Annotated in this window: 18 protein-coding genes and 2 tRNA genes; all 20 read left to right on the forward strand. The window is 36.4% G+C overall.

Annotation, left to right across the window (positions count from 1 at the left end; genetic code table 11):
- Positions 1-25 precede the first annotated feature (25 nt).
- The 20 genes from AC0NJG_RS27330 (at position 26) to pabB (ending at position 21,871) form a co-directional block, all read left to right on the forward strand.
- Positions 26-250, forward strand: coding sequence for an anti-sigma-F factor Fin (locus AC0NJG_RS27330; protein WP_000399440.1), 225 nt, complete (start codon positions 26-28; stop codon positions 248-250).
- 106 nt (positions 251-356) lie between these two features.
- The gene (gene mfd / locus AC0NJG_RS27335) at positions 357-3,887 is read left to right on the forward strand and encodes a transcription-repair coupling factor (RefSeq protein ID WP_000579710.1); all 3,531 of its coding nucleotides are present in this window, start codon (positions 357-359) and stop codon (positions 3,885-3,887) included.
- A 136-nt stretch (positions 3,888-4,023) separates the two neighbouring features.
- A complete protein-coding gene (gene spoVT, locus AC0NJG_RS27340; protein WP_000648302.1) occupies positions 4,024-4,560 on the forward strand; it encodes a stage V sporulation protein T in 537 nt (178 codons plus the stop codon).
- Between the two features lie 231 nt (positions 4,561-4,791).
- Complete coding sequence (locus AC0NJG_RS27345; protein ID WP_087951388.1) at positions 4,792-6,393, forward strand: putative polysaccharide biosynthesis protein; 1,602 nt, start codon at positions 4,792-4,794, stop codon at positions 6,391-6,393.
- Between the two features lie 12 nt (positions 6,394-6,405).
- A complete protein-coding gene (gene yabN, locus AC0NJG_RS27350; protein WP_087951387.1) occupies positions 6,406-7,866 on the forward strand; it encodes a bifunctional methyltransferase/pyrophosphohydrolase YabN in 1,461 nt (486 codons plus the stop codon).
- Positions 7,867-7,880: 14 nt separating this feature from the next.
- Positions 7,881-8,156 (forward strand): RNA-binding S4 domain-containing protein, encoded by a 276-nt coding sequence (locus tag AC0NJG_RS27355; protein ID WP_001234876.1) that lies wholly within the window; start codon positions 7,881-7,883, stop codon positions 8,154-8,156.
- A 58-nt stretch (positions 8,157-8,214) separates the two neighbouring features.
- The gene (yabP, locus tag AC0NJG_RS27360) at positions 8,215-8,523 is read left to right on the forward strand and encodes a sporulation protein YabP (protein ID WP_001059101.1); all 309 of its coding nucleotides are present in this window, start codon (positions 8,215-8,217) and stop codon (positions 8,521-8,523) included.
- The gene (gene yabQ, locus AC0NJG_RS27365) at positions 8,520-9,173 is read left to right on the forward strand and encodes a spore cortex biosynthesis protein YabQ (protein WP_000059775.1); all 654 of its coding nucleotides are present in this window, start codon (positions 8,520-8,522) and stop codon (positions 9,171-9,173) included. Before yabP ends, yabQ begins: the two co-directional genes overlap by 4 nt.
- Positions 9,170-9,529, forward strand: coding sequence for a cell division protein DivIC (gene divIC / locus AC0NJG_RS27370; RefSeq protein ID WP_001208736.1), 360 nt, complete (start codon positions 9,170-9,172; stop codon positions 9,527-9,529). The genes yabQ and divIC overlap by 4 nt, the downstream gene beginning before the upstream one ends.
- An 87-nt stretch (positions 9,530-9,616) precedes the next feature.
- A complete protein-coding gene (locus AC0NJG_RS27375; protein ID WP_000021452.1) occupies positions 9,617-10,099 on the forward strand; it encodes a S1 domain-containing RNA-binding protein in 483 nt (160 codons plus the stop codon).
- Between the two features lie 160 nt (positions 10,100-10,259).
- Positions 10,260-10,333 (forward strand) — tRNA-Met (locus tag AC0NJG_RS27380).
- Between the two features lie 13 nt (positions 10,334-10,346).
- Positions 10,347-10,418: transfer RNA gene (locus AC0NJG_RS27385), tRNA-Glu, on the forward strand.
- Between the two features lie 259 nt (positions 10,419-10,677).
- Positions 10,678-13,149 (forward strand): stage II sporulation protein E, encoded by a 2,472-nt coding sequence (gene spoIIE, locus AC0NJG_RS27390; RefSeq protein ID WP_062821996.1) that lies wholly within the window; start codon positions 10,678-10,680, stop codon positions 13,147-13,149.
- A 224-nt stretch (positions 13,150-13,373) separates the two neighbouring features.
- Positions 13,374-14,804 (forward strand): tRNA lysidine(34) synthetase TilS, encoded by a 1,431-nt coding sequence (gene tilS, locus AC0NJG_RS27395; RefSeq protein WP_087951386.1) that lies wholly within the window; start codon positions 13,374-13,376, stop codon positions 14,802-14,804.
- Positions 14,801-15,343: a hypoxanthine phosphoribosyltransferase gene (gene hpt, locus AC0NJG_RS27400; RefSeq protein ID WP_000981838.1), complete on the forward strand. Its 543-nt coding sequence runs from the start codon at positions 14,801-14,803 to the stop codon at positions 15,341-15,343. Before tilS ends, hpt begins: the two co-directional genes overlap by 4 nt.
- 85 nt (positions 15,344-15,428) lie before the next feature.
- Positions 15,429-17,330: an ATP-dependent zinc metalloprotease FtsH gene (gene ftsH / locus AC0NJG_RS27405; RefSeq protein WP_001079658.1), complete on the forward strand. Its 1,902-nt coding sequence runs from the start codon at positions 15,429-15,431 to the stop codon at positions 17,328-17,330.
- A gap of 225 nt (positions 17,331-17,555) precedes the next feature.
- On the forward strand, positions 17,556-18,344 hold the full coding sequence (locus tag AC0NJG_RS27410; RefSeq protein WP_000578367.1) for a type III pantothenate kinase: 789 nt from the start codon (positions 17,556-17,558) through the stop codon (positions 18,342-18,344).
- A gap of 6 nt (positions 18,345-18,350) precedes the next feature.
- The gene (gene hslO, locus AC0NJG_RS27415) at positions 18,351-19,226 is read left to right on the forward strand and encodes a redox-regulated molecular chaperone HslO (protein ID WP_000656366.1); all 876 of its coding nucleotides are present in this window, start codon (positions 18,351-18,353) and stop codon (positions 19,224-19,226) included.
- Positions 19,227-19,329: 103 nt separating this feature from the next.
- Positions 19,330-20,253 carry a cysteine synthase A gene (cysK, locus tag AC0NJG_RS27420; RefSeq protein ID WP_001261701.1) on the forward strand — a complete coding sequence of 308 codons (924 nt, stop codon included), beginning with the start codon at positions 19,330-19,332 and terminating at the stop codon, positions 20,251-20,253.
- Positions 20,254-20,473: 220 nt separating this feature from the next.
- Positions 20,474-21,871, forward strand: coding sequence for an aminodeoxychorismate synthase component I (gene pabB / locus AC0NJG_RS27425; protein WP_308902497.1), 1,398 nt, complete (start codon positions 20,474-20,476; stop codon positions 21,869-21,871).
- The last annotated feature ends 3 nt before the right edge of the window (positions 21,872-21,874 follow it).

Consider the following 21,874-nt stretch of genomic DNA (forward strand, 5'->3'; position numbering starts at 1 on the left):
GTAAGTGGATTTTTAGGAGGCTAGTATGGAAGGGTATTATTATTGCAGACATTGCGGGAGTAATGTAGGCTCCGTTACCGCAGAAAAAGTATATAGCGACGTTTTATTTCAACTAACAGAGCAAGAAGTAGTAGAAATGATTCATTTTCATGAGAATGGAAATATATATATAAAAACGATTTGTGAATTGTGTCAAGAAACGCTCGCATCTTATCCTGAGTATTATGAATATGAAAAATTTCTGCAATAAAATGTTGTCGCTTTGGCATGTCCAAAGCATTTTTCTGTTTTCTTTTTCCGAAATATTTGCATAAAATATAGTGGCTTGCTCTTTTATGTTGAGAGGGGTTTTGAAAATGATAGGTTTATTAGAGCAATTTTATAAAAATGAAGAGATCCAATCGGTCATTAATGGATTAGAAGATGGGTTAAAAGAGCAACTTGTATCAGGTATGGCAACCTCTTCTCGTTCGTTATTAATGGCGGCCTTATATAAAAAAACAAAAAAATCACAACTTATTGTGACGCATAATTTATATCAAGCACAAAAAGTACATGAAGATTTAGTGGCGTTACTTGGTGAAAAAGATGTATGGCTATATCCAGTAAATGAATTGATAGCATCAGAACTTGGTGTTGCAAGCCCAGAATTGAAGGCGCAACGTATTGAAGTGTTAAATCGCTTAGCTGCAGGAGAACATGGGATTATTGTAGCACCAGTTGCAGGGCTACGCAGGTTTTTACCAATGAAAGAGTTGTGGAAGCAAAGGCAAATCGAAATCAATCTAGGGCAAGAGATTGATTTAGATACATTCTTGCATACTTTACATCATATCGGCTATGAGCGTAAGTCTATGGTAGAAGCTCCTGGAGAATTTAGTTTACGCGGGGGAATATTAGATATTTATCCACTAACTGAAGAGCTACCATTTCGTATTGAATTTTTCGATACAGAAGTTGATTCTATTCGATTATTTGATGTGGATGAACAGCGCTCTCAAGATAAAAAAGAAAGTGTTAGATTTGGTCCAGCAACAGAGTTTTTATTTTCGCAGGAAGAATTGAAATCGGGAATTAAGCATCTTGAAGAAGGTCTGACTAAGACGATGCAAAAACTTTCCGATGATAAGTTGAAGACTACAGTGCTTGAGACGGTAAGTCATGAAATTGAGATGTTAAAAAACGGGCAAAGTATAGAACAGATGTTTAAATATTTATCTATTTTCTATAACGAACCTGCTAGTCTGATAGATTATTTACCAGAAGATGGTGTTGTGATTTTAGATGAGATTTCACGTATTCAAGAAACAGCATCACATCTTGAAACAGAAGAGGCGGAATGGTATATATCCCTTCTTGGTGAGGGAACAATCATTCAAGATTTATCTTTCTCTCATTCGTTTGAAGAATTTCTTCATCATAAAAAAAGAAGTTTTGTATATTTAACGTTATTCTTACGTCATATAGCACATACACATCCGCAAAATATTGTGAATGTGACATGTAAAACAATGCAAGATTTCCATGGGCAGATGCAGTTGTTGAAAACTGAAATTGATAGATGGAACGAAGGGCATTTTACGACTGTGGTGCTAGGTACAGATGATGAACGTGTGAAAAAACTACAACATATTTTAAGTGATTATGATATTGAGGCAGATATTGTAGAGGGCACAGATATATTATTGCCTGGAAGGTTACAAATTGCTGTAGGTGATTTACATGCAGGATTTGAAATGCCGATGCAAAAGCTTGTTGTCATTACTGAAAAAGAGCTTTTTCATAAGAAAGTTAAAAAATCACAACGTAAGCAAAAGTTATCGAATGCTGAACGTATTAAAAGTTATTCGGAATTAAAAGTTGGGGATTATGTAGTTCATGTAAATCATGGTATAGGTAAATTCTTAGGTATTGAGACATTAGAGATTAACGGTGTTCATAAAGATTATTTGAATATTAAATATCAAGGTAATGATAAGTTATACGTTCCAATTGAACAAATTGACCAAGTGCAAAAATATGTAGGATCTGAGGGTAAGGATCCGAAAGTTTATAAACTGGGCGGAAATGATTGGAAGAAGGTCAAAACGAAAGTTGAAAAATCTGTACAAGACATTGCGGATGACCTAATTAAACTATATGCTGAGCGCGAAGCTTCAAAGGGTTATGCATATACACCGGATACGGCAGAACAACAAGAATTTGAATCTTCTTTCCCGTATCAAGAGACAGAGGATCAATTACGTTCTATTGAAGAGATTAAAAAGGATATGGAACGCGGACGTCCGATGGATAGGCTTCTTTGTGGTGATGTAGGATATGGAAAGACGGAAGTAGCTATTCGTGCGGCGTTTAAAGCAATTATGGATGAAAAACAAGTTGCAATTTTAGTGCCGACAACAATCCTTGCACAACAACACTATGAAACAATTCGAGAGCGTTTTCAAGATTATCCAATCAATATAGGATTATTAAGTAGATTCCGTACGAGAAAGCAGCAAAATGAAACAATTAAAGGTTTAAAAGATGGCACAGTAGATATTGTAATCGGAACGCATCGTATTTTATCTAAAGATGTTACTTATAAAGATTTGGGACTTTTGATTATTGATGAAGAGCAAAGATTTGGTGTAACACATAAAGAAAAAATTAAACAATTGAAAGCAAATGTTGACGTATTAACATTAACGGCAACCCCAATTCCGCGTACGCTTCATATGTCTATGCTTGGTGTGCGTGATTTATCTGTTATTGAGACGCCGCCGGAAAATCGTTTCCCAGTTCAAACATATGTAGTAGAGTATAATCCAGCGTTAATGCGAGAAGCGATAGAACGCGAACTTGCAAGAGGTGGGCAAGTATACTTCCTATATAATCGTGTGGAGGATATTGAACGAAAAGCAGATGAAATTTCGATGTTAGTTCCAGATGCGCGTGTAACTTATGCACATGGGAAAATGAACGAGAGTGAATTAGAGTCTGTTATGCTATCGTTCTTAGAAGGACAGCATGATGTTCTTGTAAGTACAACAATTATTGAGACGGGTGTAGATATTCCAAATGTAAATACATTAATTGTATTTGATGCGGATCGTATGGGATTATCGCAGTTGTATCAGCTTCGTGGGCGTGTTGGACGTTCCAATCGTGTTGCATATGCTTACTTTGCATACAAACGGGATAAAGTGTTGTCAGAAGTTGCGGAGAAGCGTCTGCAAGCCATTAAGGAGTTCACAGAGCTTGGATCTGGTTTCAAAATTGCGATGCGAGATTTATCAATTCGTGGTGCTGGTAACTTGTTAGGAGCCGAACAACATGGATTTATTGATTCTGTCGGCTTTGATTTATATTCTCAAATGTTAAAAGATGCAATTGAACAGCGTAGAGGAACAGACGGAGTTGAAAATACAGTTAATGTTGAAATTGATTTAGAAGTAGATGCATATTTACCAGATGCTTATATTTCAGATAGTAAACAAAAAATTATGATGTATAAACAGTTTAGAGGTGTTTCTGCAATTGAGGATATCGAAGAGTTGCAGGAAGAGATGATAGATAGATTTGGTGATTACCCGCAAGAAGTTGGTTACTTATTACAAATCGCAAATATTAAAGTGTTGGCAATGAAAGAACAAATTGAGTTAATTAAGCAAAATAAATTTGAAGTAACAATTCTGTTCTCAGAACAAGCGAGTCAAAACATTGATGGCGGAAAATTATTCATGCTCGGAAATAGTTTTGGACGTATGATTGGTTTAGGAATGGAAGGATCACAATTGAAAATCGTCATGAAAACAAATGGCTTAGAGACATCGAAGTGGTTAACAATTGCTGAAAATTTATTAAAAGGCTTGCCAGATGTAAAAAAAGAAGTCATAAATGCCTAATATAAGATAAAAAAATGCAATTCGGCGTGCATAGAAGAACTAATGTGTAAAATACTATGTCTAACAGTTGGTGATTTTTACATGAACAGGTAAATTCACCACTTTGATCATCAGTAGAAAGTGAGGCAGCATTAGAATGAAAGCAACTGGAATCGTACGTCGAATTGATGATTTAGGTAGGGTAGTAATCCCGAAGGAAATTCGTAGAACTTTACGTATTCGAGAAGGGGACCCACTAGAAATATTTGTAGATCGCGATGGAGAAGTAATTTTAAAGAAATATTCTCCAATTAGCGAGCTAGGTGATTTTGCAAAAGAATATGCAGATGCTTTATATGATAGCTTAGGACATAATGTGCTTGTATGTGATCGAGATTCTATTATCGCAGTATCAGGTGTATCAAAAAAAGAATACTTAAATAAAAGCGTTGGCGATTTAATTGAAAAAACGATGGAAGAAAGAAAGTCAGTTATTATGACGGACGAAAGTGATATTTCCATTATTGATGGTGTAACAGAAAAGGTTCATTCTTATACAGTTGGACCGATTGTTGCAAATGGAGACCCGATTGGAGCTGTCATTATTTTTTCAAAAGAAGCGATTATAAGCGAAATAGAGCACAAAGCGGTCAATACTGCTGCCAGTTTCTTAGCGAAACAAATGGAACAGTAAAGGTGTATAATTTTTAGAAGTAGCAATCTTTCCTAATTATGATATTTCTTCTTGAGAAATCAATTATTTGGAGATATATGTATATTGAATGAAGGTAGCGTTTTGCTACCTTTTTTCATTGAATATTTCTAGCGTTGCACGAATGTATTCTTACTCGTGTAGGTAAGGAAGCTTGTCTTTTTCTTTATGATATAATACGAGGGGTGAGAATAGAAAAAGGAGTTTTCTTGCATGGAATCGAAGAAGTATCAAGCCTTTTGGCGTGGGGCTATTATATTAACAATCGCAAGTTTTGTTACAAAGGTATTAAGCGCCTTTTACCGTATTCCATATCAAAATATAGCGGGTGACGTTGGCTTTTATATTTACCAACAAATTTATCCGTTTTATGGATTTTGTTTAATTTTAGCTACTTATGGGTTCCCCGTTATAATTTCAAAAATGGTTGCGGAACGATTAGAGCGAGGGAAAAAACAAGAAGCAGAAGAAATTATTTGTGTATCTTTTTGGTTTTTATTAGGGATTGGTTTCATAGGATTTTTTACATTGTTCTTTGGTGCCGAAACAATTGCGATAGCTATGGGCGATATACACTTAGATAAGCTATTACGCGTTATTTCCTTTTCATTCATATTGATGCCGTTTTTATCTGTAGCAAGAGGATATTTCCAGGGGTTCAATAATATGATGCCAACAGCTGTTTCGCAAGTAATAGAACAAACGATTCGTGTTTCTATTATTGTATTTTTATCTCTATTCCTAATTGCTCACGAATTTGATTTATATACAGTTGGTGCAGGTGCTATGCTCGGTTCAATCGCAGGTGGATTGATTGGGATTATCGTACTTATACTTTATATGCGTCATGACTTTCGTTCTATATTCTTCAAAAGTGTAAAGAGGATTAAAGGGAAAAAGAAGATTATAAAAATCCTGTTTTGGCAGGGGTTAGCGATTTGTGTTAGTAACTTAGTGCTTATTTTTATACAGATGGCTGATTCTATTTCTTTCTATTCTTTACTTATTGGAGCAGGAGAACCAGCTGAAAGTGCAAAGGTGTTAAAAGGTGTTTATGACAGGAGTATCCCGCTTATGCAATTAGGTACTGTCGTGACAACTTCCTTCTCGTTGTCGCTTATTCCAATTATTACAGCAGCGAAGGAAAGAGGAGATCTTACCTTTATTCGAGAAAAAGTAAGGTTAGCGATGAAAATAACATTTGTTATCGGATTTGCAGCAGCCATTGGATTAACTTGTATTATCCAGCCTACGAATATTATGTTGTTTGAAAATAGTGATGGGTCAGATGTTTTATCTATTTTATCTTTATCTATTTTATTTAGTTCATTGTCGATTACAACTGCTTCTATTTTGCAAGGGTTAGGACAAACATTAAAACCAGCAATATTCGTTATATTGGGCGGTTGTTTAAAGTTAGCTTTAAATTATATATTAATGCCGTATTTTAGTGTGAAGGGAGCTGCAATTGCAACGCTAGTTGCGTTAATTGTAATTTCTATACTAAATAGTGTATTACTTATGCGAGCTGTATCCGAATCGCTTATCGACAAACGGAATATGTTAGGTGTAGTTATTAGTGGTATCGGTATGGGATTTGTACTAATAATGTTTATGCGTGTATTGCAAATATCTGGATTAGTAATGGATACAAGTCATAGAGGTGTTGCAACGCTTGAGGCGTTGTTAGGTGTAGCCATCGGTGGATTGGCATATATGTTTTTAATTTTAAAATTACGTGTATTTACAAAAGCGGAAATAGGAACCGTTATGAAAAAAGAGAAAAAAGAAGGTTCATTGAAGAAGAGTGGATAGAGGTGGCAGGTTGTGAGTGGAATCATTACTATTTTAGGATTAGGTGCTGGTGAATTAGATCAGTTAACGATGGGTGTATATCGAAAAATAAAAGAAGCAGATCACATGTTTGTTAGAACGAAGGAACATCCCGTTATAGAAGAGTTAGAGAAAGAAGGTATACAATATACTGCCTTTGACAATGTATATGAAGCACATGATACATTTGAAATTGTATATGAAACAATTGCGAATACATTGCTAGAACAAGCTGAAGGCGCAGAAATTATCTATGCTGTTCCAGGGCATCCTCTTGTAGCGGAAAGAACGGTTCAGCTACTATTGGAAAAAAGTGAAGTAGCGAATATTGAAGTGCGAATTGAAGGTGGACAAAGTTTCCTTGATCCTATGTTTGCAAGTCTTAAGATTGATCCGATTGAAGGGTTCCAATTAATTGATGCTACATCATTTGAAAGAGGACAATTAGAATTACGTCAACACTTAATCTTTTGCCAAGTATATGACGCATTCGTTGCATCTGATGTGAAATTAACATTAATGGAGATGCTGCCAGATGATTATGAAGTGTATATCGTAACAGCTGCAGGGACTTCATTTGAACAAGTGAAAAAGGTGCCGTTGTACATGTTAGATCATGAAACGGAGTTGAATAACTTAACGAGCGTATATGTACCACCAGTTCAGGAACGTGCGTCCTTGTATCAACAGTTTGATGTACTCCGAGAAATTATTGCAGACCTTCGTGGCCCAAATGGTTGTCCGTGGGATAAAAAGCAAACACATCAATCTTTAAAGAAGTATTTAATTGAGGAAGCTTATGAAGTGTTAGAAGCAATTGATGAAGAGGATGATGATCACTTAGTAGAAGAACTGGGTGATATATTATTACAAGTTATGCTTCATGCCCAAATCGGAGAGGACGAAGGTTGGTTCTCTATAGATGATATTATTCGAACTTTATCTGAGAAAATGGTTCGTCGTCATCCGCATGTATTTGGGAATACGGATGTAAATAATGCCGATGAAGTAATTGCCAATTGGGAAGAAATTAAAAAACAAGAAAAAGGGTTTGTAAAAGAATCTGTTTTAAATGGAGTTCCAAAAAGTTTGCCGCAGTTACTACGCGCTTATGAAATCCAGAAAAAAGCTGGTAAGGTTGGTTTCGATTGGGTGGATGTACAGCCGATGATAGAGAAAGCCTTAGAAGAATGGCAAGAGTTCCAACAAGAAGTCGCAAACATGGATGAGGCGAAGATGTTAAGTGAATTTGGCGATTTACTGTTTGCGTTTGTTAATATAGCTCGTCATTATAAAATAGATCCAGAAGAAGCGTTACGTTCAACAAATGAGAAATTCGTCAGTCGTTTTTTATACATGGAAGCAAAGGTAGCTGAAATGAATAAAGAGATGCAAGATTTATCATTAGAGCAGTTAGATGTTTTCTGGGAAGAGGCAAAACAAACAGAGCGTTAATAGGGGGATTTAATATGCGTCTAGATAAGTTTTTAAAAGTATCACGTTTAATTAAAAGAAGAACATTGGCGAAAGAAGTAGCTGATCAAGGAAGAATATCCATTAACGGTCAAGTGGCAAAAGCGAGTTCAGATGTGAAAGTAGCTGATGAATTAACAATTCGTTTTGGCCAAAAAATAGTAACTGTAAAAATAAATGAATTGAAAGAAACGACTAAAAAAGAAGATGCAGCAAATATGTATAGCTTAGTTCGTGAAGAAAAAGTAAAGGCCGAAGAAGGCTTGTTCTAAAATCGATTATCCCTTCATACATTACTATTAGCTAGTATAAATGTATGGGGGGATTTACGTGAATAATGGTTACTCACCTATGTCTTCTAATCAACAAAATGTTTCTGTAGAGCATGATATTATTATGCGTGGCAGGCGTGTAATTGATATTACCGGTGTAAAGCAGGTAGAGAGTTTTGATAGCGAAGAGTTTTTACTTGAGACCGTAATGGGCTTTTTAACAATTCGTGGTCAAAATTTGCAAATGAAAAATTTAGATGTAGAAAAAGGTGTTGTATCGATTAAAGGGAAAGTGCATGAGATGCTGTATATTGATGAGAATCAAGGGGAGAAAACTAAAGGCTTCTTTAGTAAGTTGTTTAAATGAGTCTAACAATTCAGTTGTATACGATGCTCTCAATGATCGGAATGGGTGCTTGGATTGGAGCGTCTTTAGATACATACCAACGATTTTTAAAACGTCAAGAACGTAAGCGTTGGCTTGTATTTATACATGATATACTATTTTGGATTGTCCAAGCATTATTCGTTTTTTACGTATTGCTTCTTGTAAATGAAGCTGAACTACGTATATATGTATTTTTAGCATTATTATGTGGTTTTGCGGCATATCAAAGCATGTTGAAAGCAATATACATGAGACTGTTAAATTTTCTCATATATATTTTTGTACAAACAACACACTTTTTTGTTCAAATTATACAGCTACTCATGATAAAACCTGTTATTATTATAGCGCAGCTATTTATTGCATTTATATTATTCTTATTTCGTATACTGCTTTCAATTGGACATGTGTTATGGAAAATGGTGATTTGGATATTACTTTTCATATGGAAAGTTTTTTTCTGGCCTGTTCGATTTATTGCTTCGCTCATATGGAAACTTCTCCCTAATCGTGTTAAACTTTTTATAATGAAGCATGTAGGGTTCCTGCAATATATAGCAAAATTGAAGGGACATATCTTCCAATTATGGGAGCGTATAAAAAAGAAGTTAGGGGGACCTCGGAAATGAGGGAACTGAGACAAAGAACAATCGAAAAACAGAGTCCAAATCCTGTTAAAGAGCATATAATACAAACGGATGAGAACAGGAAGCGACTTTATCGCCGTTTAGCGGTTTTTCTTGTCTTTGCTTTTACAATTATTGCGAGCATTAGTGTAACGTTTTATCAACAAAACAGTTCCATTAAAGCAAAAGAAGCAAAAGTTAAGGACATGAAAAAAGAACTGGATTCATTAACGAACAAAGAAAAGAGTCTAAAAGACGAAGTTCAAAAGTTAAATGATGAAGAGTACGTATTAAAGATTGCTAGAAGGGATTATTTCTTCTCTGGAAAAGGGGAGATAATTTTTCCTGTTTCTAAGTAGAGTATGTCTTATTGACACTATATTTTAGGATTATATATAATAAAGTAAAATTTGACTTTTTAACCACTAAGGAGGAGCATTTTTTTTATGTCAATCGAGGTAGGCAGCAAGTTACAGGGTAAAGTAACAGGTATTACAAATTTTGGGGCTTTTGTGGAGCTGCCAGAAGGCTTAACGGGTCTTGTTCATATTAGTGAAGTTGCTGATAATTATGTGAAAGATATTAACGATCACTTAAAAGTGGGCGACCAAGTAGAAGTAAAAGTTATTAACGTTGAAAAAGATGGTAAGATCGGTCTATCTATTAAAAAAGCGAAAGAGCGTGAAAAAACAGAAGGAGATCGTCCACGTGGTGAATACCAACGCGGTGGTGATCAACAACGTTCTGGACGTCCACAACGTAATCGTTCTTTCAACAGAGATAACCGTGGTGGCGGTAACGACCGTGCTCCAAAAGAAACATTCGAGCAAAAGATGGCACGTTTCTTAAAGGATAGCGAAGATCGTTTAACTTCTTTAAAGCGTAACACTGAATCTAAACGTGGTGGCCGTGGCGCACGTCGCGGATAATAAGAACGTTTAATTCTTAGAATATAGAGAGGTGCCCAGGGCGATTGCTCAGGGTGCTTTTTTATATGTGAAAATATATTTTTAAAAAAGTTTTCAAGATGTGTTGACTTTAAATTATATCTGAGGTAAGATACTAATTGTCCGTTAAATAAGACGACATGGCGGTGTAGCTCAGCTGGCTAGAGCGTACGGTTCATACCCGTGAGGTCGGGGGTTCGATCCCCTCCGCCGCTATATTTAATTTAACGGCCCGTTGGTCAAGTGGTTAAGACACCGCCCTTTCACGGCGGTAACACGGGTTCGAATCCCGTACGGGTCATCTAAAAAGATCATGCAAATGCGCATGATCTTTTTTTGTTAAATAAATTAAGACATACAACACTTCTACAAAATCACCCTATATTTTCTGAATGTTCGATTAAAATATTAAAAATAAAATACATACTGTGTATATATGTAGAGTTATTTCGAATAAAAAGTCGAACGATTATAAAAGTGAAAACTGTTGTTTTGACAAAAATCCCAATAATCATCTTTTATAATGACAGTAATTAAACTATGCAGGTGGTGTTAAAAATATGCCTAAAGCAGGAAGGAATACTATGAATACAAGTGCATTGGCAATGAATGAAGGTCAGCTTGGAGGAGTAAAGTGGACGAGTAAGTTGCGAATGAAGTTTGAGCAAGTTTTCTTTAGATGGGGATTTATTATTGTTGTTATTGGTTTTCTTTTGGGACGAGCATATATATTAACAAACATTTTACCGTTTGCACTGCCGTTTTTTGCTGCTGTTTATGTTATGAAACGGGATAAAATGCCGCTCGCGTTCTTGGCCCTAATGGGGGGCGCACTTTCAGTTTCGATAGATAATTTATTCTTCACCTTTGCATCTATTTTTACTTTCTTCATTTATAATATCTTCTTTAGTCGGTTTACACGTAAAACTGTTGGACTTGTACCATTCCAAGTATTTATCTCCGCATTAACTGCACATTTAGTTGTCGTATATTTTGCGCAACAAACTGTTACCATGTACGATTTACTTGTTAGTACGATTGAGGCAGGGCTTAGCTTCGTATTAACTATGATATTTTTACAAAGTGTCCCGCTTTTAGTAGAAAGAAAAGGGAAACAACAAGCGTTAGAGACAGAAGAAATTGTTTGTTTAATTATATTACTAGCATCTGTTTTAACTGGTACAACAGATTGGTTCATATATGACGCTTCTATTCAACATATTTTTACTAGGTATTTAGTGCTTGTGTTTGCGTTTATCGCAGGAGCGGCTACAGGATCTACAGTAGGGGTCGTCACTGGGTTAATATTAAGCTTAGCAAATGTCTCCAGTTTATCTCAACTTAGTCTGCTTGCTTTTTCTGGATTGCTTGGTGGTTTGTTAAAAGAAGGGAAACGCTTAGGTGTTAGTTTAGGTTTATTAATTGGGACAAGCTTAATTACGCTATATGTAGACAAGCAAACAAACATTGTGACAACTTTAATTGAATCTGGTGTGGCGATTGCTTTCTTTTTATTAACACCGAAACTTGTTATGGATCGCATTGCTAAATTTATGCCAGGCACACATGAGCATTCGCAAGATCAACAACAGTATTTAAGAAGGATGCGTGATGTTACAGCGAATAAAATCAATCAATTTGCCAATGTATTTGCTGCTTTATCTAATAGCTTTTCTGTATATGGATATGTGGAGGAGGAAGATAAAGAGACGGAGGCAGATTTGTTTTTAAGTACAATTACTGCAAAAACATGTCAAACATGCTTTAAAAAGGACCAATGCTGGGTAGTTAATTTCGATAAAACGTACGATTATATGAAACAAATAATGAGCGAAACGGAAGAAGGAACTCTGCAGCATAATCGGAAGTTAGTTCGTGAATGGGACAAGCATTGTGTGAGAGGAAAGAAAGTGACGGATTTAGTAGCAGGTGAATTAGATCACTTCTATGAGGGACAAAAATTACGAAAACAAATGAAAGAAAATCGTAGAATAGTAGCGGAGCAATTGTTAGGTGTATCAAAAGTTATGGAGGATTTTGCCAAGGAGATACAAAGAGAAAGAGAAAATCATCAAGTACAGGAAGAACAGATTCTGCAAGCATTTCGTGATTTTGGTGTAGAAATAGAGCATGTTGATATTTATTGTTTAGATAGAGGAAGTATTGATATTGAAATGTTGATCCCAGTTGCATCTAATGAACATGGAGAGTGTGAAAAATTAGTTGCACCAATGCTTTCTGATATCCTGAAGGAAAACATAGTTGTGAAACATGAAGAAAAATCTTCTTATCCGAACGGCCACAGTTTAATATCATTTGGTTCAGCAAAAACGTATTCCCTTGATACCGGCTTGGCCACAGCCGCGAAAGGCGGTGGGTTTGTTTCGGGTGATTCTTATGCAATGATGGATTTAAGTGTTGGGAAATATGCCCTTGCAATTAGTGATGGCATGGGAAATGGGCAAAGAGCTCATATGGAGAGTAAAGAAACAGTGAAATTATTACAAAAAATACTTCAGTCAGGCATTGATGAGGAGATAGCGATTAAATCTATTAACTCTATTCTTTCTTTAAGAACAACAGAAGAGATGTTTACGACATTAGACTTAGCTATGGTAGATTTGCGGGATGCGAGTGCGAAGTTTTTAAAGATTGGATCGACGCCGAGTTTTGTTAAACGTGCAAATAATATTTTGAAAATTGAAGCAAGTAATTTACCAATGGGAATTATTGAGGATGTTGAAGTTGATGTAGTGGGTGAGCAATTAAAAACAGGTGATATTCTTATTATGATGAGTGATGGGATTTTTGAGGGCGCGCAGCATGTGGAGAATCACGAATTATGGATGAAGCGGAAAATTAAAGAGTTACAAACTGAAGATCCGCAAGAAATTGCTGATATCATTATGGAAGAGGTGATTCGATCTGGCGATGGTTATATAAATGATGATATGACTATTGTAGTAGCGAAAGTGAAGAAAAATATGCCGAAGTGGGCTACCATTCCAATTGTAGGAATGCAAGCGCAATAAAGTGAAACTTGAAGTGTGATGTTTCTTTCTAAAAACCTAGGTGGATGCCTAGGTTTTTTGCTTTAAAAGATAATATTATTATTTTTGTGAATATGTACGAATGATGTAAGATAAAAATGTAATTTTTGTATATCTTTTTTTTGCACAATGTTTGTAAAAGTTGTACCATTATAAACAAGGTAACTAACGTTGCTGTTCTTGTTTAATGAAAGGTGATTACGAAGTTGAAAGATACATTTGTTGAAAAGGTAGATGACTTTGTAAAGCAGCATGATGTATTAAAGGAACGCTCAACAATTGTTGTAGGTGTTTCTGGTGGTCCTGACTCTGTGGCTCTTCTATATTATTTGTTAGAAAAAAGAGCAGCAAAACAGTTTGAGATTGTAGTGGCGCATGTGGATCATATGTTTCGAGGTGATGAATCTCATGAGGACCTACAGTTTGTGCAAGACCTTTGTAAAGGGCTGGGAGTTATTTGCGAAACGATAAGGATTAATGTGTCGCAATATCAACAGCAATACGGGATGAATGCACAAGTTGCTGCTAGAGAATGCAGATATGCATTTTTGGAAAGAATAATGAAGAAATATGATGCGAGGTATGTAGCCCTTGGACATCATGGTGATGATCAAGTAGAGACGATTTTAATGCGCCTTGTACGAGGGAGTACTCCGAAAGGATATGCAGGTATTGCAGTGAAGCGTCCTTTTCATAATGGGTATTTAATTAGGCCGTTACTTGGAGTAACGAAGGAAGAGATTGCTGATTACTGTCATAAGTTAAAAATAATTCCTCGTATAGATCCAAGTAATAAAAAGGAAGTATATACAAGGAATCGATTACGTAAATATGTTCTTCCTCATTTGAAAGAAGAAAATCCACAAGTGCATGAGAAGTTTCAAAAATTTAGCATGCAGATGCAAGAGGATGAGGCGTATTTGCAGGAATTAGCTTTTGAGAAAATGAATAAAGTAATTACAAAAAAAAGTGATAAACAAATTAGCTTATCAATTCCTGCCTTTGAATCCATGTCTATGCCTTTACAAAGAAGAGGGATTCAACTAATATTAAACTATCTTTATGAATATAAGATTCCATCTTCTCTTTCCTCTATACATATTGACAAAGTGATTGAGTTTTTTAAGCGGACACAACCTTCGGGTTCACTTGATTTCCCAGGTGATTTAAAAATTGTTCGCGCATACGAGGAGTGCAGCTTTGGATTTAAACAAGAAATTGTTTCCCCTTTTTTACAAGATTTATCAGTGCCCGGGACAATTACGCTATCGAACGGGGATAAGCTTGTAACAGAGGTGAGCGAAAATATGCCAAGTAACATGAATGAAACAGTTTTTGTTGCTAAGTATAATGATATATCATATCCACTTCGTATTCGTTCTAGAGAAAATGGAGATCGCATGTCAATACAAGGTATGAATGGCACCAAAAAGATAAAAGCTATTTTTATCGAAGCGAAAGTACCAAGAGAAAAAAGAGAAGAATGGCCGGTCGTTTGTGATGCAAGTGGGAACATTATTTGGATACCCTTGTTGAAACGATCTGCATTTGCTATCTCGAAAGAGGTAACAAAGAAAGATAAATATATGATTATTCACTACAAAAGCAAGGAGTCTTCCGGGAGGATAATGAAATGATGAATCAAGATATCGAAAAAGTATTAATTTCTGAAGAACAAATACAAGAAAAGGTGCTCGAGTTAGGTGCAATTATTGCAGAGGATTATAAAAATACAGTACCTCTTGCGATTGGTGTACTAAAGGGTGCAATGCCATTCATGGCAGATTTATTAAAGAGAACAGATACATATCTTGAAATGGATTTTATGGCTGTATCTAGTTACGGTCACTCAACTGTTTCAACAGGCGAAGTGAAAATTTTAAAAGACCTTGATACTTCTGTAGAAGGTCGCGATATTTTAATCGTTGAAGATATTATTGATAGTGGTCTTACGCTAAGCTACTTAGTAGACCTATTTAAATATCGTAAAGCGAAGTCTGTAAAAATTGTTACGTTATTAGATAAACCAACAGGCCGTAAGGTAGATTTGAAAGCGGATTATGTTGGGTTCACTGTACCGCATGAATTTGTTGTAGGGTATGGATTAGATTATAAAGAGCAGTACCGTAATCTTCCTTATGTAGGAGTATTAAAACCAAGCGTTTACTCAAATTAATTAAATACAGGCGTCACAATTGTATAGGAAAGTTTTTCTATGTTACGATTTACTATAGTGTTTATGCCGTGAGAGGAGGTTAGGAATGAATCGTATCTTCCGTAATACCATCTTTTATTTACTGATATTCCTAGTAGTAATTGGAATCGTGAGCTATTTTAATGGTTCGACACAAAAAACGACATCAGTTAGCTACGATAAATTCATTACTAAACTAGAAAAAGGTGAAGTTCGTAATGTGCAACTTCAACCGAAAAATGGTGTGTTTGAGGTAAAAGGACAATTTAACAACTCTAGCCAAGGAGAACAATTTGTTACTTATGCACCAAATACTGAGGAATTACAAAAGAAAATTAATGACAAAGCGCAAGGTGCTGAAGTTAAGTATCAACCAGCAGAAGAAACAAGTGCTTGGGTAACATTCTTTACTTCTATCATTCCGTTTGTTATTATCTTCATTTTATTCTTCTTCTTGTTAAACCAAGCTCAGGGCGGCGGTAGCCGTGTTATGAACTTCGGGAAAAGTAAGGCGAAGTTATATAATGACGAAAAGAAAAAGGTTCGTTTCAGAGATGTTGCTGGGGCGGATGAAGAGAAACAAGAGCTTGTTGAGGTAGTTGAATTCTTGAAAGATCCTCGTAAGTTCGCTGAAGTTGGTGCCCGTATTCCTAAGGGTGTTCTATTAGTTGGACCTCCAGGTACAGGTAAAACTTTATTAGCACGTGCTGTTGCAGGTGAGGCAGGCGTTCCATTCTTCTCTATCAGTGGTTCTGACTTCGTAGAGATGTTCGTCGGTGTCGGTGCATCACGTGTACGTGATTTATTCGAAAATGCAAAGAAAAATGCTCCTTGTATCATTTTCATTGATGAAATTGATGCAGTAGGACGTCAACGTGGCGCAGGTCTTGGTGGTGGACATGATGAGCGCGAGCAAACGTTGAACCAATTACTTGTTGAAATGGATGGCTTCGGTGCAAACGAAGGTATTATTATCATCGCTGCGACAAACCGTCCTGATATTCTTGACCCAGCATTATTACGTCCAGGTCGTTTTGACCGTCAAATTACAGTAGATCGTCCAGATGTAAATGGCCGTGAAGCTGTACTGAAAGTACATGCTCGTAATAAACCGCTTGATGAGAATATCAACTTAAGAGCAATTGCAACTCGTACACCGGGATTCTCTGGTGCCGATCTTGAAAACTTATTAAACGAAGCTGCGTTAGTAGCTGCGCGTCAAGATAAGAAGAAAATTGATATGAGTGACATTGATGAAGCTACGGATCGTGTTATTGCAGGTCCGGCTAAGAAAAGTCGTGTTATCTCTGAAAAAGAACGTAATATCGTTGCTTTCCATGAAGCAGGCCATACTGTAATTGGTGTTGTTCTTGATGAAGCAGATGTCGTTCATAAAGTAACAATTGTCCCTCGTGGTCAAGCTGGTGGATATGCAGTAATGCTTCCGAAAGAAGATCGTTACTTCATGACAAAGCCAGAGTTACTTGATAAAATTACTGGTTTACTTGGTGGTCGAGTAGCTGAGGAGATTGTATTTGGTGAAGTGAGTACAGGTGCTCACAACGACTTCCAACGTGCGACTGGTATTGCAAGACGTATGGTAACGGAATTTGGTATGAGTGATAAGCTTGGACCAATGCAATTTGGTAGCTCACAAGGTGGTCAAGTGTTCTTAGGAAGAGACTTCCATTCAGAACAAAACTACAGTGATGCAATTGCACACGACATCGATGTGGAAATGCAAACGATTATGAAAGAATGTTATGCTCGTGCAAAAGACATTCTTACTGAAAATCGTGATAAGCTAGATCTTATTGCAAAAACGTTACTTGAAGTAGAAACGTTAGATGCTGAGCAAATCAATCATTTATGTGATTATGGCAGATTGCCAGAACGTCCAACATCTTCAGCTGATGTGAAAGTAAACATCAACATGAAGAAGGATGATGAAGAATCAGAAGATAAGTAAGAGATGAAGGAGTGACGGTGGTCACTCCTTTTTTTATTTATGTAACGAAATGAAGTAGAAAAAGAATTTAAATAAATCTGGTATTAAAAATTGAAATAGGGAGTAATCTTTTTGTAAAATGATGAGGATAGAAAAGCTGATTATATAAGTATGTGTGATATGATGTTTTTATAAGTTTTATACATACTGCACAAATATAGATTAAATAAGATAAGTGGTGAGAATATGATTTTTGTATTGGATGTAGGGAACACAAATGCTGTACTGGGCGTGTTTGAAGAGGGGGAACTTCGTCAACATTGGCGCATGGAAACAGATCGTCATAAGACAGAAGATGAATATGGAATGCTTGTAAAACAGTTGCTTGAGCATGAGGGTCTTTCGTTTGAAGATGTAAAAGGTATTATCGTGTCTTCAGTCGTACCACCAATTATGTTTGCTTTAGAGCGCATGTGTGAAAAGTATTTTAAAATTAAGCCGCTTGTAGTAGGTCCTGGAATAAAAACAGGGTTAAATATTAAATATGAAAATCCACGTGAAGTAGGTGCGGATCGAATCGTAAATGCAGTAGCAGGAATTCACCTATATGGAAGTCCGCTTATTATTGTCGATTTTGGTACGGCTACTACATATTGTTATATTAACGAAGAAAAGCATTATATGGGTGGCGTTATTACACCAGGAATTATGATTTCAGCAGAGGCTTTATATAGTAGAGCGGCAAAACTTCCTCGTATTGAAATTACAAAACCAAGCAGTGTAGTTGGGAAGAATACGGTAAGTGCGATGCAATCTGGTATTCTTTATGGTTATGTTGGACAAGTGGAAGGTATTGTTAAGCGCATGAAAGAGGAAGCTAAACAAGAACCAAAAGTTATTGCAACAGGTGGATTAGCGAAATTAATTTCAGAAGAATCGAATGTAATTGATGTTGTAGATCCATTCTTAACATTAAAAGGTTTGTATATGTTATACGAGCGTAATGCAAATTTACAGCATGAGAAAGGTGAATAAATACGTATGAAAGATTATTTAGTAAAAGCGTTAGCATTTGATGGTGAAGTGCGTGCGTATAGTGTACGTACTACAAATACGGTAAGTGAGGCGCAAAGACGTCATGATACATGGAGAACAGCTTCAGCGGCACTTGGCCGTTCTTTAACTGCAGGTACAATGATGGGTGCAATGTTAAAAGGTGACCAAAAGCTAACGATCAAGGTAGAAGGTAATGGCCCGATTGGTCCTATCTTAGTAGATGCTCATGCAAATGGGGATGTACGTGGTTATGTAACAAATCCACATGTTGACTTTGAAGGAACAGAACAAGGGAAATTACGTGTATATCAGGCGGTAGGTACTGAAGGATTTGTAACGGTAATTAAAGATATTGGTATGCGTGAGCCGTTTATTGGTCAATCTCCAATTGTTTCAGGAGAATTAGGAGAAGACTTCACGTATTATTTTGCAGTTTCTGAGCAGACGCCTTCTTCTGTAGGTGTTGGTGTCCTTGTAAATGGAGATGATAGCATATTAGCAGCGGGTGGATTTATTCTTCAAATTATGCCAGGTGCACAGGAAGAAACAATTTCATTCATTGAAGAGCGTTTACAGAAGATTCCTCCTGTATCAACATTGATCGAACAAGGGCTTTCTCCAGAAGAGTTACTGTATGCAGTCCTTGGAGAAGATAAGGTAAAAGTATTAGAAACGATGGATGTTCAATTTAATTGCACATGCTCTCGCGAACGTATCGAGAGTGTGTTAATTAGTTTAGGTAAAACGGAGTTAGAGCAAGTTCGTGAAGAAGAAGAAGAAACAGAAGTTCATTGTCATTTCTGTAATGAGCGATACAAGTTCTCTAAAGAAGATATTACAAATTTAATTGAGAATTTGTAATAAGGCAATTCACCTCTAAATACATTGACAAACAGGGAATTTTCTGACAAAATCTAAATATAGATAAAACCAATAAAAATACTCGGTGTTAGGAGTGACAGGAATGCGAGTGGCACAATCAGTTTCAGAATTAATCGGGAAAACGCCGATCGTTAAGTTGAACCGCATCGTAGAATCAGACAGCGCAGATATATACTTAAAATTAGAATTTATGAATCCAGGGAGCAGCGTTAAAGATCGTATCGCATTAGCTATGATTGAAGATGCTGAGAAAAAAGGATTATTAAAAGAAGGCGATACAATCATTGAACCGACAAGTGGTAACACGGGAATTGGTTTAGCGATGGTAGCGGCTGCTAAAGGATATAAGGCAATTTTGGTAATGCCAGAAACAATGAGTATTGAGCGTCGTAATTTATTACGTGCTTACGGTGCGGAATTAGTATTGACTCCAGGGCCTGAAGGAATGGGTGGAGCAATTCGTAAAGCGACTGAATTAGCAAAAGAGAATGGTTACTTTATACCACAACAGTTCAAAAACCAATCGAATCCAGAAATTCACCGTTTAACAACGGGTCCAGAAATTGTTGAACAAATGGGCGACCAATTAGATGCGTTTATTGCAGGTATTGGTACGGGTGGAACGATTACTGGTGCTGGTGAAGTGCTCAAGGAAGCGTATAAAGATATTAAAATTTATGCAGTAGAACCTGCGGATTCACCAGTATTATCTGGTGGGAAACCAGGTCCACATAAAATCCAAGGAATTGGGGCTGGATTTATTCCAGAGACATTGGATGTAGAAGTATATGATGAAATTGTTCAAGTGAAAACGGAGCAAGCGTTTGAATATGCAAGAAGAGTGGCTAAAGAGGAAGGTATTCTAGTTGGTATCTCTTCTGGAGCGGTTATTTATGCAGCAACAGAAATTGCGAAAAAGTTAGGTAAAGGGAAAAAGGTACTTGTTATTATCCCAAGTAACGGTGAACGTTATTTAAGTACACCACTTTATCAATTTGAGTCTTAATTATATGTGATTGAAAAAGCATCCTTGAAAAAGGATGCTTTTTCTTTTTGGATTGGAAATAGGAAAAGAGTGAATGACTAGAAAACTTCATGTAAAATAAGAGGTAGTATAATTAATTTATTTTCACTAGCCTTCGAGTATAACTCTTCTATATACATAACGAATGTAGCTTGAAGTGGTTAATATAAGAGGGTGGGATAAAAGAAGACGGGGTGTTGATATGCAACGAAGAAAATCTTTAGCGCTTTCTATTCCATATCAGTTAGATTTCTTTAAGCAATATAAATTTCTTTCTAAGGATAAACCGCAACATATTTTGTTAGAGAGTGGGCGTGGCGGTCGTTATAACATTGTGGGGTTAAACCCAGTAGCGGTAATCCGAGGGAAGGGTGAAACGTTACATATAAGTGAAAGTGGTAAGGAAACAATAAAGCAAGGAAACCCATTAGATTTAATGCAGGAATATATGGAGCGATGGAAAACGGATTATAATCCGGAATACCCGCCTTTTCAAGGTGGTGCAATTGGTTATTTTAGTTATGATTGCATCCGTTATATTGAAAAACTTCCTTCTCTTGCGGAGGATGATATTAATATACCTGATATATTCTTTTTATTATTTGATGATGTGTTTGTGTATGATCAAGAAGAAAAAGTATTATGGATTATTACACATTATGTAGATAAGCACGAAGAGGCAAAAGAGCGATTAAATGAATGGAAGATTCTTTGGGCGATAGAAGCGCCAGAAGTGACTATACCGTTTGCGTGCCCCAAAAAGAAAAGTGAAGCAGTTGCTTTTACTGAAGAAAGCTTTATGAAGGCAGTTGAATGTATTCAAGAATATATTGGTGCTGGTGATGTGTTCCAAGTAAACTTGTCGACAAGACAAGAAAGAACGTTACAAACACACCCACTAGAAATTTATACAAGTCTTCGCGAAATTAATCCATCTCCATATATGGGTTACTTGGAGCTTGGGGATTTTCAAATTGTTAGTGGATCGCCGGAGTTGCTAATTAAGAAGCAAGGAACTGAAGTAAGTACAAGGCCTATTGCTGGAACGAGATCTAGAGGGGCGAATGAGCAAGAGGATGAAGAGTTGGCAAAAGAATTAATTGAGAATGAAAAGGAACGAGCAGAGCATGTCATGCTTGTAGATTTAGAACGAAATGATTTAGGGCGTGTTTGTAAATATGGAACTGTAGAAGTAGATGAATTTATGGTAATTGAGAAATACTCACACGTTATGCATATTGTTTCTAATGTGCGTGGTGAGGTGGAAGAAGATAAAGACGCTTTTGATTTAGTGAAGGCTGTATTCCCTGGGGGGACAATTACTGGTGCACCGAAAATACGTACGATGGAAATTATTGAAGAACTAGAACCTGTTCGCCGAGGGATTTATACAGGTTCAATTGGTTGGATTGGTTATTCTGGAGATACAGAATTGAATATTGTGATTAGGACACTTCTTGCTAAAGATGGAAAAGCGCATGTACAAGCGGGAGCGGGAATTGTAATTGATTCAAATCCGGAAAATGAATATAAAGAGTCGTTAAAAAAGGCGATTGCTTTATGGCGTGCAAAAGAACGTAGTGAAGAAACGGTTAGGTGAGAG

The organism is Bacillus sp. SSR7 (genome assembly GCF_055902415.1).

Excerpts from the sequence above, each read along its gene's own strand:
- AC0NJG_RS27330 (WP_000399440.1), top strand. The coding sequence starts at position 26 with ATGGAAGGGTATTATTATTGCAGACATTGCGGGAGTAATGTAGGCTCC.
- mfd (WP_000579710.1), top strand. The coding sequence starts at position 357 with ATGATAGGTTTATTAGAGCAATTTTATAAAAATGAAGAGATCCAATCG.
- spoVT (WP_000648302.1), top strand. The coding sequence starts at position 4,024 with ATGAAAGCAACTGGAATCGTACGTCGAATTGATGATTTAGGTAGGGTA.
- AC0NJG_RS27345 (WP_087951388.1), top strand. The coding sequence starts at position 4,792 with ATGGAATCGAAGAAGTATCAAGCCTTTTGGCGTGGGGCTATTATATTA.
- AC0NJG_RS27355 (WP_001234876.1), top strand. The coding sequence starts at position 7,881 with ATGCGTCTAGATAAGTTTTTAAAAGTATCACGTTTAATTAAAAGAAGA.
- yabQ (WP_000059775.1), top strand. The coding sequence starts at position 8,520 with ATGAGTCTAACAATTCAGTTGTATACGATGCTCTCAATGATCGGAATG.
- divIC (WP_001208736.1), top strand. The coding sequence starts at position 9,170 with ATGAGGGAACTGAGACAAAGAACAATCGAAAAACAGAGTCCAAATCCT.
- AC0NJG_RS27375 (WP_000021452.1), top strand. The coding sequence starts at position 9,617 with ATGTCAATCGAGGTAGGCAGCAAGTTACAGGGTAAAGTAACAGGTATT.
- spoIIE (WP_062821996.1), top strand. The coding sequence starts at position 10,678 with ATGCCTAAAGCAGGAAGGAATACTATGAATACAAGTGCATTGGCAATG.
- hpt (WP_000981838.1), top strand. The coding sequence starts at position 14,801 with ATGATGAATCAAGATATCGAAAAAGTATTAATTTCTGAAGAACAAATA.
- ftsH (WP_001079658.1), top strand. The coding sequence starts at position 15,429 with ATGAATCGTATCTTCCGTAATACCATCTTTTATTTACTGATATTCCTA.
- AC0NJG_RS27410 (WP_000578367.1), top strand. The coding sequence starts at position 17,556 with ATGATTTTTGTATTGGATGTAGGGAACACAAATGCTGTACTGGGCGTG.
- hslO (WP_000656366.1), top strand. The coding sequence starts at position 18,351 with ATGAAAGATTATTTAGTAAAAGCGTTAGCATTTGATGGTGAAGTGCGT.
- cysK (WP_001261701.1), top strand. The coding sequence starts at position 19,330 with ATGCGAGTGGCACAATCAGTTTCAGAATTAATCGGGAAAACGCCGATC.
- pabB (WP_308902497.1), top strand. The coding sequence starts at position 20,474 with ATGCAACGAAGAAAATCTTTAGCGCTTTCTATTCCATATCAGTTAGAT.